The organism is Allosphingosinicella indica (genome assembly GCF_900177405.1).
GTDB lineage: Bacteria > Pseudomonadota > Alphaproteobacteria > Sphingomonadales > Sphingomonadaceae > Allosphingosinicella > Allosphingosinicella indica.
Map to the genome: position 1 here is coordinate 1408496 of NZ_LT840185.1, position 14348 is coordinate 1422843.

Below are 14348 nucleotides of genomic sequence, written 5' to 3' on the forward strand. Positions count from 1 at the left end.
GCCGGGGAGGGGTCATCAAAGTCGCCCCTATCTGTCAGGGAGGGGCCGGGGGTGGGTGGGTCGCCAACCGCGCCGCCCCCTTCGGATACGTACCCACCCCCAACCCCTCCCTGCGTGCAGGGAGGGGAGCAGGATTGCGCTCATGAAATTCACCCTGTCCTGGCTCAAGGAGCATCTCGAGACCGGCGCGGACGTGGACGCGATCGCCGATGCGCTGACGCGGATCGGGCTGGAGGTCGAAAGCGTCGAGGATCCGGGCGCGAAGCTCTCCGGTTTCCGCGTCGCGAGGGTGCTCACCGCCGATCGCCATCCGCAGGCGGACAAGCTCCAGGTGCTCAGCGTCGATTCCGGCGACGGCCAGCCGCTTCAGGTGGTGTGCGGCGCGCCCAATGCGCGCGCGGGCATGGTCGGCGTACTCGGCCTTCCCGGCGCGGTGGTGCCGGCCAACGGCATGGAGCTCAAGGTCTCCGCGATCCGCGGCGTCACGTCGAACGGCATGATGTGCTCGACGCGCGAGTTGGAGCAGGGCGAGGATCATGAGGGCATCGTCGAGCTTCCCGCCGACGCGCCGGTTGGCACCGCTTATGCCGAATATGCCGGGCTGAACGATCCGCTGTTCGACGTCGCGATCACGCCCAACCGGCAGGATTGCATGGGCGTGCGCGGTATCGCGCGCGATCTCGCCGCCGCCGGGCTCGGCACGCTGAAGCCGCTGGACGACGTCTACCGCTGCGGCATCGCGCCGGTCGAGGGCGAGGGCCCGGGGCCTGATGTCCGCACCGAGGATCCGGCCGGCTGTCCCGCCTTCTACGGGCAGGAAGTCCGCGGCCTCAAGAACGGCGCCGCGCCCGAATGGATGGCGGCCAAGCTCCGCGCGGTCGGCCAGAAGCCGATCTCGGTTCTCGTCGATATCACCAATTTCGTGATGCTCGATCTCGGCCGTCCGCTGCACGTCTACGACAAGGCGAAGCTCTCCGGCGGCCTCGTTGCCCGCCGTGCGCGCGATGGCGAGACGGTGCTGGCGCTCAACGGCAAGCGCTACGCCTTGACGCCCGAGATGACGGTGATCGCCGATGACGCGCATGTCCACGACATCGGCGGCATCATGGGCGGCGAGGATTCGGGGGTGAGCGAGACCACCACCGACGTGATCATCGAATGCGCCTGGTTCGATCCCGAGCGGATCGCCCGCACCGGCCAGGCGCTCGGCCTCACCAGCGACGCGCGCCAGCGCTTCGAGCGCGGCGCCGATCCCGCTTTCCTCGATACCGGCATCGCGATCGCGACGCGGCTGGTGCTCGATCATTGCGGCGGCACCGCAAGCGGCGTCACCCGTAGCGGCGAGGCGCCGCAGGGCGCGCGCAGCTATATCTACGATCCCGCCCGCGCCGAGACGCTCGGCGGCCTCGCCATCGCGCCCGAACGGCAGCGCGCGATCCTTGAATCGCTCGGCTTCACGGTCGGCGGCGACTGGCGGGTGACGCCGCCGAGCTGGCGCCGCGACGTCGACGGCACCGCCGATCTGGTCGAGGAAGTGATCCGCATCGAAGGGATCGACAAGGTTCCCGCGACACCGCTGCCGCGCCCCGCGGGTGTCGCCGCACCGACCGCGACCCCGGCGCAACTCCAGGAGCGCCGCGTCCGCCGCGCTGCCGCGGCGCGCGGCCTCAACGAGGCGGTGACGTGGAGCTTCATTTCCGAAGCGGAGGCGGTGCCGTTCGGCGGCAGTGCCTGGGTGCTCGCCAACCCGATCAGCGAGGAGATGAAGGCGATGCGCCCCTCGCTGCTCCCCGGCCTCATTGCCGCGGCGCGGCGCAATTCGGCACGCGGCAGCACGCGCGTCCGCCTGTTCGAGGTCGGCCGCCGCTATCTGGAGGAGGGCGAACGGCCGACCCTGGGCCTCGTCCTCACCGGCGATCGCAGCCCGCGCCACTGGCAGGGCGGCAAGGGCGGCGTCGATGCCTATGACGCCAAGGCCGAGGTGATGGCGATCCTCGCCGCCGCCGGCGCGCCGGTCGACAATCTCCAGGCGCTCGCCGGCGCATCGGGCGTCTATCATCCGGGCCGCTCGGCGCGGCTCGGCCTCGGCCCCAAGACGATTCTCGCGGAGTTCGGCGAGCTTCATCCGGCGACGCTCAAGGCGTTCGATCTCGCCGGCCCTGCGGTCGCCGCCGAAATCTTCCTCGATGCCATCCCGCCCAAGCGCGCACAGGGCCGCATCCGCAGCGCCTATGCGCCGCCCGCGCTGCAGGCAGTGACGCGCGATTTCGCCTTCCTCGTCCCCGCCGATCTCGCCGCCGACGCTTTGCTCCGCGCGGTCAGGGGCGCGGACAAGGCGGCGATCGCGGGCGCGAGCCTGTTCGACGTTTTCACCGGCGCCGGCGTGCCCGAGGGCAGGAAGTCGATCGCCATCGAAGTCACGCTCCAGCCAGGCGAGAAGAGCTTCACCGACGAGGAGCTGAAAGCCATCGCCGACCGCATCGTCGCAGCCGCCGCCAAGCTCGGCGCGGAGCTGCGGGGCTGATCTGTTCTCTCGTCACCCTGAACTTGCTTCAGGGTCCATCTCGGAGACGGTCCCGATCGTCATCGGGATGGATGCTGAAACAAGTTCAGCATGACGGATGATGGGGGTCGGGCGCCGCGTCGATCAGCCCTCCGGCAGCATCTCCTTCGCCATTTCCCGCACTGCCGCCGCATCGCCATGGAAACCGCAGGCGATCCACTCGCGCTCGATCGCCTGCAGCGTCTTGGCGACGGCGGGGCCGGGGGGCAGGCCCATGGCGATGAGATCGCCGCCGGTCAGCGGGAAATGCGGGCGCTGCCAGCCGGCAAGGCCGCGCGCGGCTTCCGCCTCGCCGATCAGCAGTAGCCGGTCGACCGCCTCCTCGCGGCCGATGCGGTAGGCGAGCGCGGGTCCGTCGGCGCGATCGGATGGGGTGCGCCCCGCCACCGCGACCAGCTTCTTGCCCGCCTTCTTGGAGAGGCGCAGCCGCGCGGCGATATCCTCGGCGACCTTCGGGTCGGCGGGAAGCAGCGCGGCGAGGCGGCGGAGCGCGTCGGGCGCTACATCGGCGGCGCGCTCGCGCAACACGAGATCGGCGAGCAGCGCGGCATCGGCCAGCTCGGGCAGCACCGGCTTCAGGATGCCGCGCTCCAGCATCAGCGCGATCGTCGGCGCCGGATCGGGCAGCGCGAGCAGCTTCAGCAGCTCGTCCGCGATCCTCTCGCGTGACAGGGCCATCAGATCGTTGGCGCGCGCGGTGCAGGCATCGAGCCCGGCGGCGTCGGGATGGCCGGCGCCGAAGCGCGCGTGGAAGCGGAAGAAGCGCAGGATCCTGAGGTGATCCTCGGCGATGCGGATCAGCGGATCGCCGATGAATCGCACGGTGCGCGCGTGGAGATCGTCGAGCCCGCCGAAATAGTCGAACAATTCGCCGCTGTCGGGATCGGCAGAGAGCGCGTTGATCGTAAAGTCGCGCCGCGCGGCATCCTCGGCCCAGTCGCCTGTGTAGGCGATCGTCGCGCGGCGGCCGTCGGTGGCGACGTCGCGGCGCAGCGTCGTCACCTCGACCGGGCGGCCATGGATCACCGCGGTGACGGTGCCGTGGGCGATGCCGGTGGGCACCGCCTTGATGTGTGCGGCCTTGAGCCGGTCCATCACGTCCTGCGGCTGGAGCCGGGTGGCGAGATCGATGTCGGCGACGGTGATGCCGAGCAGGGTATCGCGCACGCAGCCGCCGACGAAGCGCGTCTCGCCCTCTGGCGCGCCGAGCACGCCGAGCAGGCGGCGCATGTCGGGATCGGTCTGCCAGGGGGCGGGCGGCAGCGTCATGCGAAGGGCGCCAGCCGGCGCGAAAGGTTGACGATCATCGCGGCGGTGGCTCCCCAGATGCGCTGCCCGTCCCAGTCTATCTCATAAAAGGTGCGTGGCGCACCCTGCCAGAAGACGCTCTGCAGGCGGTGGTGTGCGGGATCGAGGATGTGGGCGAGCGGCACCTCGAAGATGGCCGCGACCTCGCCCGGCTCGGCGACCAGCGGTAGATCGGGCGGCACGACGCCCAGCACCGGCGTCACCGCGAAGCCGGTGATCGTGCGATAGGGATCGGCGAGACCGATCAGATCGACCGCCGCGGGCGGCAGCGCGATCTCCTCCTCGGCTTCGCGCAGCGCCGCGGCGACGGCATCCGCATCGCCGGGATCGACGCGCCCGCCGGGGAAAGCGACCTGCCCGGCGTGGCGGCGGAGGCCCTCGGTGCGGAGCGTCAGCAGCACCCCCGGCTCGGCCCGGTCGGTGATCGCGACGAGGACTGCGGCGGCGGTGTCTTCGACCGCGCCCAACGGCTCGCCGCCGTCCCCCGGCAGAAGATCGGGGCTGTGCGCATGCCCTTCGGCCAGCGCCCGCCGCAGGCGATCGGCAAGGCCGGCGGGGGAAGGTGCGGCGCGGTTCATCCGCCGCGCCTTAGCGGAGACGCTGCCATAATCGCAAACGCCGTCCGTGATGTCCTGCAGCCCCGATTTCTGCGACAATCCCCGCGTTCAGCTCTTTTCTATCGTTCGCAGTCGTAGGCCGCGCGAACCCGCCGTCCGCACCCTCCATGGCCAGTGCGAACATTGGGACCTTTCGCGCCTTAAGCCCTCCCCCTTGATGGGGGAGGGTTGGGTGGGGGTGGAGGTTGAGAAGTTAGCACCTTATTCGGAGACGCCACCCCACCCCAACCCCTCCCCATCAAGGGGAGGGGCTACCAGTCAGCGCGAAGAAAATACCGTCGCTCCACAGTCCAGGCGTGTCACCGCCGTCGGCGATCGCCATCTCCGCCAGCTCGTAATAGACCGGCCGTGCGACCAGCGCCTCCAGCCCGCCGCGGACGTGAAGATAGGGGTGCGGCCCGTCCTCGCGCGCATCGAAGCGCAGGCGATGCTCCGGCCCCGCCACCACGACGTCGCCGGTGTTGAGCCGAAAGGCGAGGCGGCGGGCGTCGCCCTCGCCCTCGCTCTTCACTTCGACCGCGACGAAGGCGGCGTCCTCGACTTCGATGTCGAGCTTCTCGACCGGGGTCACCAGCACGTGCCGCCCGTCGGGCTCGCGGCGGAGGATGGTCGAGAACAGCCGCACCATCGCCGGGCGGCCGATCGGCGATCCTTCGTGATACCAGGTGCCATCGCGTGCGATCCGCATCGCGCTGTCACCGCAATGCGCCGGGTTCCATTTGTCGACGGGGGGCAGCTTCTTCGCCTCCGCCAGCGCGGCGATGTCGGCGAGGCTGAGGCCGGCGAGATCGGCGGGCGGTTCGTCCATCGGCATAAGGCGAGGGGTTAGCGCATCGCTTGCGCCCCGGCAAAGCTTGCCGCGAACCCGGCGCGCTCCTATCGGCGCGGGAATGGACGAGTTTCCAAGCCCGCGCACCGCGATCGTGACCGGCGGCGCCAAGCGCATCGGCGCGGCGCTGTGCCGCGCGCTCGCCGCGGGCGGCTGGCATCTCCTCATCCACTACGGCCGATCGGCAGATGCGGCGGAGGCGCTTGCCGCCGAGCTCGGCAACGCGCGGACGGTCTCTGCCGATCTTGCCGATCCGACGGCGGCGGATACCATCTTCGCCGCGCTGGATGGGCTTCCGCCCGCGCGGTTGCTGGTCAACTCCGCATCGCGTTTCGTGCTCGATTCCGCGGACGATTTCGGGCTTGCCGAATGGGACGCGCATCAGGCGATCAACCTGCGTGCGCCGGCGCTGCTCAGCCAGGCGTTCGCCGCGCGGGCGGGCGATGTCGGCGGGCTGATCGTCAACCTTCTCGACGCCAAGCTTGCCGCGCCCAACCCTGATTTCTTCAGCTACACCATCTCCAAGATGGGGCTCGCCGGCCTTACCGAGCTCAGCGCACGGGTGTGGGCGGAGCGCGGCATCCGCGTGTGCGGCATCGCGCCGTCGGTCACGCTCGTCTCCGGCCCGCAGAGCCGCGCGAATTTCGAGGAGGTGCATGCGATGAACGCGCTCGGACGCGGCGTCGATGTCGCCGAGATCGTCGCCGCGCTCCGTTTCCTCATCGCCACGCCCACCATCACCGGGCAGATCATCACCCTCGACGGCGGCCAGCGCTTCCTCGGCCTGCCGCGCGACGTCCAGTTTCTGGAGCCCAAGCCATGAACCGCCCCATCACGCTCGACGGCCTCGTGCCGCAGGCGCTCGCCCCAAGGACGCGCAAGATCGTGCTCGAGGATTTCGATCTGCCGGTCGATATCGGCTTTCACGATTTCGAGGTCGGCACGCCGCAGCGGCTCATCGTCTCGGTCGAGGTGTGGGTGGACGAGGCAAGCTTCGCCGACGCCGATCATCCCGAGCGCGCGTGGAATTATGATTTCCTGCGCACCGAGATCGCCGCCCTCGCCGCCGCGGGCCGCTACAATCTGCAGGAGACGTTCGTGCGCGCGGTCTACGACATCGTCGCCGCCCGGCGCGGGGTGACGGGCCTGCGCGTCTCCAGCCGCAAGCCCGACATCTACCCCGATTGCGCGGGTGTGGGCGTCGAGCTGTCTTCCTTCTAGTGTTCTAGCGCCGCGTTCTTGCGCAGGGGCCGAGCGCCTGCAGCACGAAAGCATAGTCCGCGCGGATGCCTTGCGCGCCGGCCGCGTCGGTTTCGGCCAGGCTTTCGCGCGGCAGTTGGGCCGGGAGCGCGCAGGCGAGGCGATACCAGAGCAAAGTGTCGCGCTCGGGCGGCGCGGCGCTGTCGTCGACGATCTCGGTCAGCGCCACCGCCCAGCGCGGCCGCTCGCCGGGGCGGCGGAGGATGCTGAGCGACACCGGCCGCTGGTCCGCGGTCTGCAGGAAGATCTGCGTCTCGCTCTCGCCGGGCAGCGATCCCGGGACGTGGAAGGCGCGGCCGATGCCGGTGATCCGCGGCGGCGCGTCGCGGCTGACGGCTTCGCGCAGGATCGCGCGGATGCGGTCGGCACGCGCCGGCGTGTAGGGGATCTGCGCATCGGGCGCGGTGAGCTGCACCTCGCCCATGCGGCCCGCGACCGGGCGGCCGAGAATCAGGAATTCGGCGCGGCGCGCGAACTTCACCGGCCGGCCGCGCGCATCGTTGGCGACATCGGCGAGGTAGCTGACGGCGGCGGGAATGCCGTTGGTGCCGCGGATGAGGTTCACCACCTCGGCCTGGACGTAGAAGCGCGTCATGCCGGGCAGCACGCCGGGTGCGCGATCGGGCTTCAGCGCGGTCGCCCGCGTCACGCGGACATGCGCCACCACCGGCGATGGCGCGGCAAGATCGGCGAGATCGGCATAGGTCAACTCGGCGGCAGCGGCGGGGATTTGCGAATCGGCAACAGCCGGTAGCGAGACCGAAACTTTGCCGGCGAGCAGAATCGCCGCAGCAATGCGGGGCAGGGATGAATTGCTTTTTTTCATTCACATCGTTCCAAAATGGCTCTCCACAGTGCGTTTAGCCCCATTAACCGCGGATTGCAGCCCTTCCGCGGCCGGATCGGCGGATATCCACAGGAGGATTGCGCGCCCCATTGTGTCGCGATAGAGACACAGGTCTTGTCCATGGAACGCTGGCGTTAAGCATGGACCCGGGCCGATCCGCAGGCTTTCGCCATCAAACGATGGTCCGGGCGTTCGAGAGGAGTGCGACTGATTAATGTCCTACGCTGATCGCGAGATGAGCTCGAGCAGGATCACGGCGATCATCATCGTCGCCCTGCTCCACGCCTTGCTGGGCTATGCGCTGATTACCGGCCTGGCCTACAATGTCGTCAAGAAGGTCGCGCAGGACCTCAAGACCTTCGACGTGACGGAAGAGCCGCCGCCCCCCGAGGAGCCGCCGCCCCCGCCGCCCGAGAAGGTCGTCGAGCCGCCGCCCGTCGTGTCGCCGCCGCCGATCGTGCGGACCAACGCGCCGCCGCCGCCGATCGTCCAGTCGGTGCCGATCGCGCCGCCGCCTGTGATCACGCCGACCGCTCCGGTCGCGCCGCCGCCGCCGCCCGCGCCGCCTAAGCCCAAGCAGGCTGCCGTCGGTGCCAAGCCGCGCGGTAACCCGGCGAGCTGGGCCACCAATGCGGACTATCCGTCCAGCGCGCTTCGTGCCGAAGCGCAGGGCGTAACCGGCTTCCGCGTCCAGGTCGGCGCCGACGGTCGTGTCACCAATTGCGAAGTCACCTCGTCCAGCGGCAACAGCGCGCTCGACGAAGCGACCTGTCGCCTCATCACCCGCCGTGCGCGTTTCACGCCGGCGAAGGATGAGAACGGCACCGCGATTGCCGACAGCTACTCCAACCGTATCCGCTGGGAGATTCCGAACTAGTCGGTCTTTCTTGAGCAAACCCAGTTATTTGAGACGAAGAGGAAAGTACGAGCATGACGACCCCAGCAGCAGCAGCTCCCGTGGAGAACCCGTATGGCCTGATGGCCGCCCTGGAACAGGGTGGTCTCATCGCCTGGGCGACCTTCCTCATCCTCGTGGCGATGTCGGTCTTCACCTTCTACATCATGTTCACCAAGCTGTTCGAGCAGCAGAAGATCATGAACCAGGGGCGGCGCGTGCGCGCGTCCTTCTGGAACGCCGCCAACATCCGTGAAGGCGGCGCCAAGCTCGAAAAGAACAGCGCCTATCGCCAGATCGTCGAAGACGGCCTGATCGCGCAGGAGCAGCACACCAAGCTGACCGATCCGGTCGACCAGCACGAGTGGATGCTAAACTCGCTCCAGCGTAGCCAGGCGATGGTCGGCAACAAGCTGGGTGAAGGCCTCGCCTTCCTCGCGTCGGTCGGTTCGACCGCGCCGTTCATCGGTCTGTTCGGTACCGTCGTCGGCATCTACCGCGCGCTCATCAAGATCGGTGCCGCCGGTCAGGCGTCGATCGACGCCGTCGCCGGCCCGGTCGGCGAGGCGCTCATCATGACCGCGCTCGGCCTCGTCGTCGCGGTGCCTGCGGTGCTCGGCTACAACTGGCTGATGCGGCGCAACAAGGCGATCATGGACTCGCTGGGCGCCTTCTCGACCGATCTGCACGGCTACATGATGTCGGGCGGTGCGGTGAAGCCGGCGCAGGTCGGCAAGAACGCCGCCGCCGTCGCCGCTGCCAAGACCGCTCCGGCCGCCGCGACGACCGCGCCGGCCGGCACCGTCAAGCGCTGATCCAAGAGCGTAGGGCGGGGCACGGCCTGACCGGCCGGCTCCGCCCCGCTCCGCCGGACGCCGCGCGCGCCCGCAGCACGATTCAGGAACAGGATTTCAGATTATGGCGATGAGTGTCGGGCCAGGCAGCGATGGCGATGAAACCCCGATGTCGGACATCAACACGACGCCCCTCGTGGACGTCATGTTGGTTCTGCTCATCATCTTCCTCATCGCGGTCCCCGTCGTGATCCAGACCGTCCCGGTGAACCTGCCCAAGGTGAAGTTCGAGGTGACGACGACCAAGCCGGAGAACGTCTCGCTCTCCGTGCGCGGCGACGGCGCCGGCGGCTGCGAGGTCTATTGGGGCCTCACCAAGGTCAATTCGCAGGATCTGCTCGATCGCGCGGTCGCCAAGCTGCGGCTCGAGATCGACAAGCAGGGCGGCCCGGACAATGTGACCGAGCTTCCCGAAGCGCATATTCGCGGTGACGTGAACACGCCGTACAAGTGCGTCGGCGGCGCGATCTTCACCATGCAGCGCGCCGGCTTCAGCCGCGTGGGCTTCATTTCCGAGCCGCCTGCGGGCACCGTAACCCAGCGGCTTTGATCGGCCCCAGGAAGGAGTAAGAGTCATGGCTATTTCCATGGGGGGTTCGGCCGACGAACCGATGATGGACATCAACACGACGCCGCTGATCGACGTCATGCTGGTTCTCCTGATCATGTTCATCATCACCATCCCGATCCAGACGCACGCGGTAAAGATCGATCTTCCCGTTGACAGCGGCGAGTCGACGCCGCCGCCGATCGATCCGGTGAAGAACAAGATCGTCATTGCGCCGTCGGGCCAGGTGTTCTGGAACGGCGCGCCGGTGAACGAGACGGTGCTGCGCCAGTATCTCAACATCACCACGACGATGACGCCGACGCCGGAGCTGCACCTGCAGCCCGATCCGAACGCGCGCTACGAGACGGTGGACGAGGTGCTGGCGATCGTGAAGCGCGCCAACGTCACCGCGTTCGGCTTCGTCGGAAACGAGGCTTACGCGACGTTCTGACGCAGCGTCCGATCGTTGCAGAGAAAAGGGAAGGGCGGTCCATTGTGGCCGCCCTTTCTTTTGGCGGCGATACCAACAATCCGTCACCCTGAACTTGTTTCAGGGTCTCCATGGAGAAGGCCGTAATCGTCATCGAGATGGATGCTGAAACGAGTTCAGCATGACAGGCAACGGGCTTGGCCCGCACCGAAAGGGGACATTGGATGAAGAAATTCGGGCCTGTTAGTTTGCTGCTTCTCATGTTTGCTTTCGCAGCGCCCGCCGCTGCGCAGCCCGCCGCGCTCAATATGACCGAGCAGGCGCGCCCGAAGGCGCCCGCAGTCCTGCCGCTGCGCGAGCAGGCGCGGCTGCGCGATGCGTGGCTCAAGGAGCGGCTGGACACTGTCGTGCCGATGATCATGCGCGAGCAGGGCGTCGACATGTGGGTGCTCGTCGCGCGCGAATATTTCGAAGAGCCGGTCATCGCGACAATGCTCGATGCCGAGAGCATGCACGCGCGCCGCCGCACCATCCTGGTCTTCTTCGATCCGGGCGGCGGCAAGCCGGTCGAGCGGTTCACGGTCAGCCGCTACGGGCTCGGCGGGCTTTTCGCCCCTGCCTGGGAGCCCGAGAAGCAGCGCGACCAGTGGAAGCGGCTGGCGGAGATCATTGCCGAGCGCGACCCCAAGCGCATCGCCATCAACAGCTCCGCGCTCACCGCCTTCGCCGACGGCATGACGCTCAGCCAATATGCCGAGTTCACCGAGGCGCTGCCGCGCAAGTATCGCAGCCGTGTCGAATCGAACCAGACGCTGGCGGTGCGCTGGCTGGAGACGCGCACCCCGGCGGAGATGGCGGTCTATCCCTCGATCGTCCGGCTTGCCCACTCGATCATCGCCGAGGCCTTTTCGGATGCGGTGATCCGCCCCGGCAAAACCACCGCCGCCGATGTCGTCTGGTGGATGCGCGAGCGGGTGTCGCGGCTCGGCCTCAAGGCCTGGTTCCAGCCCTCGGTCGCGATCATCCGCCAGGGCGCGGCGGAGATGATCGAGGGCGATGCGCTGATCCGCCCCGGCGACATGCTGTGGACCGATTTCGGCATCACCTATCTGGGCCTCAACACCGACACCCAGCATCTGGGCTACGTGCTGAAGCGCGGCGAGCGCGACGTTCCGGCTGGGCTTAAGGCGGGCCTCGCCGCCAACAACCGCGTCCGCGATGCGCTCACTTCTTCGTTCCGCGCGGGCGACAGCGGCAATGCGATCCTCGCTCGCGCGCGCGCCAAGGCGATCGCCGAGGGGCTCAAGCCCTCCATCTACTCGCACCCGATCGGCTTTCACGGGCATGGCGCCGGCCCGGCGATCGGCTTCTGGGACAATCAGGAAGCCGATCCGCGCGGCGCCGACATGGTCCGGCCCAATACCGCTTGGTCTATCGAGCTCGCCGCCAAGCTGCGGGTGCCCGAATGGGGCGGCCAGGAGGTCGAGTTCCGCAGCGAGGACGATGCCTATTTCGACGGCACCAGCGTCCGCTATCTCGACGGGCGGCAGGACCGTTATCATATCATCCGGGGGCGCTGAGCGCCTCCCTAAGATCGTCACCCTGAACTTGTTTCAGGGTCCATTGTGGAGACGTCGCGATCGTCACCGGCATGGATGCTGAACCGAGTTCAGCATGACGATTGGTGGATTACCGCGCGCACTCCACTGCGGCCGCGTCGATGGCGGACGCGGCGCCTTGCAGCGGGTAGCGGTCTCGCACCGGCGCGCCGTTGGTGGCACGGGTCTCGACCGTCATTTCCAGCTCGCTGCGCATCGCCGACACGATAGCCGCGTCGGTGCGCGGGTCCGCCGCCCAGGCATCCCCTGGCCCGGCGAGAAGCTGGAAGGTTTGGTCTCCGATCCGGAGCAGCACGGCTGATCCCGGCCTCTTCTCCCGGCTGAGGCGCGCGTGGAACTGGCCGACAATCCCCCGTCGCGGCCAATAGGATATCGAGGCGGAGGCGCTCCGCTCGCCCGCGCGGGCGCGCCGCAGCGGCTCGACGATCGCGAAGCAGCGGCGCGGATTCGCGTCGGCGAAGGTTCCCCAGGTCGAAAAAATTCCGATCGCGCGACGCTCCGCCGGCGCCGCCGCGGGCACCGTGCAAACCGCAATCGCGAGAAGGAAAATCGCCCGCCGCATAGGGGCTGATCCAACCACGTCCTGTGGCGCGAGGGCAACGGAAAATCGCGTTTATCCGCCATTCATGCAACCATCGTCACAGCCATTCGCTGGCGAGCCCGTTCCCGGGAACGGGGCGCTTTCAATGAATGGAGTTCCTTACAATGCGTATGATTCTTGGGGCCGCGCTGCTGGCCACCACCGCCGTCGCTTCGCCTGCGTTTGCCCAGTCCGCCGCCGGCCCGTTTGCCGGTCCGCGCGTCGAGGGCATCGTCGGCTACGACAATGCCAAGATCCCCGGCCCGAACAGCGATGGCGTCGTCTATGGCGGCGGCATCGGCTACGACATCCAGTCGGGCGGCACGGTCTATGGCGTCGAAGCAGAGCTCAGCGACAGCACCGTCGACGAATGCTCGCCCAACGTGATCGTCGCAGGCGACACGCTGTGCGGCCAGATCGGCCGCGACATCTATGTCGGCGCGCGCGCCGGTGCCGTCGTCGGCGCCAACACTTTGCTCTATGCGAAGGCCGGCTATGTGAACGGCCGCGTCCAGCTGGACTATGATGACGGCACGGCGGCCAATACCACCGGCTACGAGACCGGCCGGAACCTGGATGGCGTCCGCGTCGGCGCCGGCGTCGAGCATGCAATCGGCCCGAATAGCTACATCAAGGCCGAATATCGCTACTCGAACTACGAGCAGGATATCGAGAAGCACCAGGCCGTCGCCGGCTTCGGCTTCCGCTTCTGATCGGCGAAACCTGTTTCGGCAGGTGAACGGAAGGGCCGGGGCACTGCTCCGGCCCTTCTTTTTTGCATTGCGGCCACTGGCGGAGGGCCGAAGTCCCGTTATAACCCCGAGGACCGAAAAATTCGGCGACCAAGGGGTTACGCATGAAGGCGACGATCGAACGGGCCACCCTCCTCAAGGGCCTCGGCCACGTCCAGTCCGTAGTGGAGCGCAGGAACACCATTCCCATCCTCTCCAACGTCCTCATCGAGGCGGCGAGCGAGGGGAGCCTCAGGCTGATGGCGACCGATCTCGATCTCCAGATCAACGAGACGGTGGAGGCGCAGGTCGCGCAGCCCGGCGCGACGACGATCTCGGCGCACACCCTGTTCGACATCGTCCGCAAGCTTCCCGAGGGCAGCCAGGTCGAGCTGACCGCGGCCGAGGGCAAGATGCAGATCAACGCCGGTCGCGCGCGGTTCAACCTTTCGACGCTGCCGCGCGACGATTTCCCGGTGATCGCAGAAGGCGAGCTGCCGACCCATTTCGAGCTGCCGGCCGCGACGCTCCGCCAGATCATCGACAAGACGCGCTTCGCCATCTCCACCGAGGAGACGCGTTATTATCTGAACGGCATCTTCATCCACGTTTCCGACGAGGAGCAACCGGTGCTGAAGGCGGCGGCCACCGACGGCCACCGTCTCGCCCGCGTCACCGTGCCGCGCCCGGCGGGGGCGGAGGGGATGCCCGACGTCATCATCCCGCGCAAATGCGTCGCCGAGCTTAGGAAGCTGCTCGACGAGGTGGACGGCACCGTGTCGGTCTCGCTCTCCGAATCCAAGATTCGCTTCGATCTCGGCAATGCGGTGCTCACCTCCAAGCTGATCGACGGCACCTTCCCCGATTACAACCGCGTCATCCCAACGGCGAACGACAAGCTGCTCCGCATCGATCCGCGGAGCTTCGAGGAAGGCGTCGACCGCGTCGCCACCATCGCCAGCGAGAAGACGCGCGCGGTGAAGATGGCGCTCGACCGCGACAAGGTGACGCTCTCCGTCACCAGCCCGGAGAACGGCACCGCGGCGGAGGAAGTGCCCGGTGATTACGGCGCCGATTCGTTCGAGATCGGCTTCAACGCGCGCTATCTGCTCGACATTCTCGGCCAGATCGAAGGCGATACAGTGGAAGTTCACCTCGCCGACGCCGCCGCCCCGACCTTGCTGCGCGAAAACGACAAGGCCCCGGCGCTCTATGTGCTGATGCCGATGCGGGTGTGACGATCTTGCTGCTTGTAAGGAATTTCC

General features: G+C 67.9%; 15 protein-coding genes. 10 read left to right on the forward strand and 5 right to left on the reverse strand.

Annotation, left to right across the window (positions count from 1 at the left end; genetic code table 11):
- Window positions 1-142: 142 nt before the first annotated feature.
- Window positions 143-2524, forward strand: a complete 2382-nt coding sequence (gene pheT / locus B9N75_RS06920) for a phenylalanine--tRNA ligase subunit beta (RefSeq protein ID WP_085218141.1) — start codon at window positions 143-145, stop codon at window positions 2522-2524.
- Window positions 2525-2647: 123 nt separating this feature from the next.
- Here pheT and B9N75_RS06925 read toward each other — a convergent pair whose 3' ends face one another.
- From B9N75_RS06925 to B9N75_RS06935, 3 genes are all read right to left on the reverse strand, one after another.
- Window positions 2648-3832, reverse strand: a complete 1185-nt coding sequence (locus B9N75_RS06925) for a CCA tRNA nucleotidyltransferase (protein ID WP_085218142.1) — start codon at window positions 3830-3832, stop codon at window positions 2648-2650.
- Complete coding sequence (locus B9N75_RS06930; RefSeq protein WP_085219452.1) at window positions 3829-4449, reverse strand: CoA pyrophosphatase; 621 nt, start codon at window positions 4447-4449, stop codon at window positions 3829-3831. The genes B9N75_RS06925 and B9N75_RS06930 overlap by 4 nt, the downstream gene beginning before the upstream one ends.
- Window positions 4450-4726: 277 nt before the next feature.
- Window positions 4727-5302: a DUF1285 domain-containing protein gene (locus B9N75_RS06935; protein ID WP_085218143.1), complete on the reverse strand. Its 576-nt coding sequence runs from the start codon at window positions 5300-5302 to the stop codon at window positions 4727-4729.
- Between the two features lie 76 nt (window positions 5303-5378).
- Between B9N75_RS06935 and B9N75_RS06940 the strand changes: the two genes are divergently transcribed.
- The gene (locus B9N75_RS06940; protein WP_085218144.1) at window positions 5379-6140 is read left to right on the forward strand and encodes an SDR family NAD(P)-dependent oxidoreductase; all 762 of its coding nucleotides are present in this window, start codon (window positions 5379-5381) and stop codon (window positions 6138-6140) included.
- Window positions 6137-6538, forward strand: coding sequence for a dihydroneopterin aldolase (locus B9N75_RS06945; protein WP_085218145.1), 402 nt, complete (start codon window positions 6137-6139; stop codon window positions 6536-6538). Before B9N75_RS06940 ends, B9N75_RS06945 begins: the two co-directional genes overlap by 4 nt.
- A gap of 4 nt (window positions 6539-6542) precedes the next feature.
- On the opposite strand, the gene B9N75_RS06950 is transcribed toward B9N75_RS06945, so the two are convergent.
- Entirely contained in the window at window positions 6543-7403 is an 861-nt protein-coding gene (locus B9N75_RS06950; RefSeq protein WP_157123735.1) for a hypothetical protein, read from the reverse strand.
- A 235-nt stretch (window positions 7404-7638) separates the two neighbouring features.
- Between B9N75_RS06950 and B9N75_RS06955 the strand changes: the two genes are divergently transcribed.
- The 5 genes from B9N75_RS06955 (at window position 7639) to B9N75_RS06975 (ending at window position 11733) form a co-directional block, all read left to right on the forward strand.
- Complete coding sequence (locus tag B9N75_RS06955; RefSeq protein ID WP_085218146.1) at window positions 7639-8301, forward strand: energy transducer TonB; 663 nt, start codon at window positions 7639-7641, stop codon at window positions 8299-8301.
- A gap of 53 nt (window positions 8302-8354) precedes the next feature.
- Window positions 8355-9134, forward strand: a complete 780-nt coding sequence (locus tag B9N75_RS06960) for a MotA/TolQ/ExbB proton channel family protein (protein WP_085218147.1) — start codon at window positions 8355-8357, stop codon at window positions 9132-9134.
- A gap of 103 nt (window positions 9135-9237) precedes the next feature.
- Window positions 9238-9723, forward strand: coding sequence for an ExbD/TolR family protein (locus B9N75_RS06965; protein ID WP_085218148.1), 486 nt, complete (start codon window positions 9238-9240; stop codon window positions 9721-9723).
- A 25-nt stretch (window positions 9724-9748) separates the two neighbouring features.
- Window positions 9749-10174: an ExbD/TolR family protein gene (locus B9N75_RS06970; protein ID WP_085218149.1), complete on the forward strand. Its 426-nt coding sequence runs from the start codon at window positions 9749-9751 to the stop codon at window positions 10172-10174.
- Between the two features lie 239 nt (window positions 10175-10413).
- The gene (locus tag B9N75_RS06975; RefSeq protein ID WP_244552286.1) at window positions 10414-11733 is read left to right on the forward strand and encodes a M24 family metallopeptidase; all 1320 of its coding nucleotides are present in this window, start codon (window positions 10414-10416) and stop codon (window positions 11731-11733) included.
- 109 nt (window positions 11734-11842) lie between these two features.
- Here the strand turns inward: B9N75_RS06975 and B9N75_RS06980 are convergent, their stop codons facing one another.
- Window positions 11843-12334, reverse strand: coding sequence for an invasion associated locus B family protein (locus B9N75_RS06980; protein WP_085218151.1), 492 nt, complete (start codon window positions 12332-12334; stop codon window positions 11843-11845).
- A 143-nt stretch (window positions 12335-12477) separates the two neighbouring features.
- Here B9N75_RS06980 and B9N75_RS06985 point away from each other — a divergent pair, with 143 nt between their 5' ends.
- Window positions 12478-13065 carry an outer membrane protein gene (locus B9N75_RS06985; RefSeq protein WP_085218152.1) on the forward strand — a complete coding sequence of 196 codons (588 nt, stop codon included), beginning with the start codon at window positions 12478-12480 and terminating at the stop codon, window positions 13063-13065.
- Window positions 13066-13208: 143 nt separating this feature from the next.
- On the forward strand, window positions 13209-14321 hold the full coding sequence (gene dnaN / locus B9N75_RS06990) for a DNA polymerase III subunit beta (RefSeq protein ID WP_085218153.1): 1113 nt from the start codon (window positions 13209-13211) through the stop codon (window positions 14319-14321).
- The last annotated feature ends 27 nt before the right edge of the window (window positions 14322-14348 follow it).

Excerpts from the sequence above, each read along its gene's own strand:
- pheT (WP_085218141.1), top strand. The coding sequence starts at position 143 with ATGAAATTCACCCTGTCCTGGCTCAAGGAGCATCTCGAGACCGGCGCG.
- B9N75_RS06925 (WP_085218142.1), bottom strand. The coding sequence starts at position 3,832 with ATGACGCTGCCGCCCGCCCCCTGGCAGACCGATCCCGACATGCGCCGC.
- B9N75_RS06930 (WP_085219452.1), bottom strand. The coding sequence starts at position 4,449 with ATGAACCGCGCCGCACCTTCCCCCGCCGGCCTTGCCGATCGCCTGCGG.
- B9N75_RS06935 (WP_085218143.1), bottom strand. The coding sequence starts at position 5,302 with ATGCCGATGGACGAACCGCCCGCCGATCTCGCCGGCCTCAGCCTCGCC.
- B9N75_RS06940 (WP_085218144.1), top strand. The coding sequence starts at position 5,379 with ATGGACGAGTTTCCAAGCCCGCGCACCGCGATCGTGACCGGCGGCGCC.
- B9N75_RS06945 (WP_085218145.1), top strand. The coding sequence starts at position 6,137 with ATGAACCGCCCCATCACGCTCGACGGCCTCGTGCCGCAGGCGCTCGCC.
- B9N75_RS06950 (WP_157123735.1), bottom strand. The coding sequence starts at position 7,403 with ATGAAAAAAAGCAATTCATCCCTGCCCCGCATTGCTGCGGCGATTCTG.
- B9N75_RS06955 (WP_085218146.1), top strand. The coding sequence starts at position 7,639 with ATGTCCTACGCTGATCGCGAGATGAGCTCGAGCAGGATCACGGCGATC.
- B9N75_RS06960 (WP_085218147.1), top strand. The coding sequence starts at position 8,355 with ATGACGACCCCAGCAGCAGCAGCTCCCGTGGAGAACCCGTATGGCCTG.
- B9N75_RS06965 (WP_085218148.1), top strand. The coding sequence starts at position 9,238 with ATGGCGATGAGTGTCGGGCCAGGCAGCGATGGCGATGAAACCCCGATG.
- B9N75_RS06970 (WP_085218149.1), top strand. The coding sequence starts at position 9,749 with ATGGCTATTTCCATGGGGGGTTCGGCCGACGAACCGATGATGGACATC.
- B9N75_RS06975 (WP_244552286.1), top strand. The coding sequence starts at position 10,414 with ATGTTTGCTTTCGCAGCGCCCGCCGCTGCGCAGCCCGCCGCGCTCAAT.
- B9N75_RS06980 (WP_085218151.1), bottom strand. The coding sequence starts at position 12,334 with ATGCGGCGGGCGATTTTCCTTCTCGCGATTGCGGTTTGCACGGTGCCC.
- B9N75_RS06985 (WP_085218152.1), top strand. The coding sequence starts at position 12,478 with ATGCGTATGATTCTTGGGGCCGCGCTGCTGGCCACCACCGCCGTCGCT.
- dnaN (WP_085218153.1), top strand. The coding sequence starts at position 13,209 with ATGAAGGCGACGATCGAACGGGCCACCCTCCTCAAGGGCCTCGGCCAC.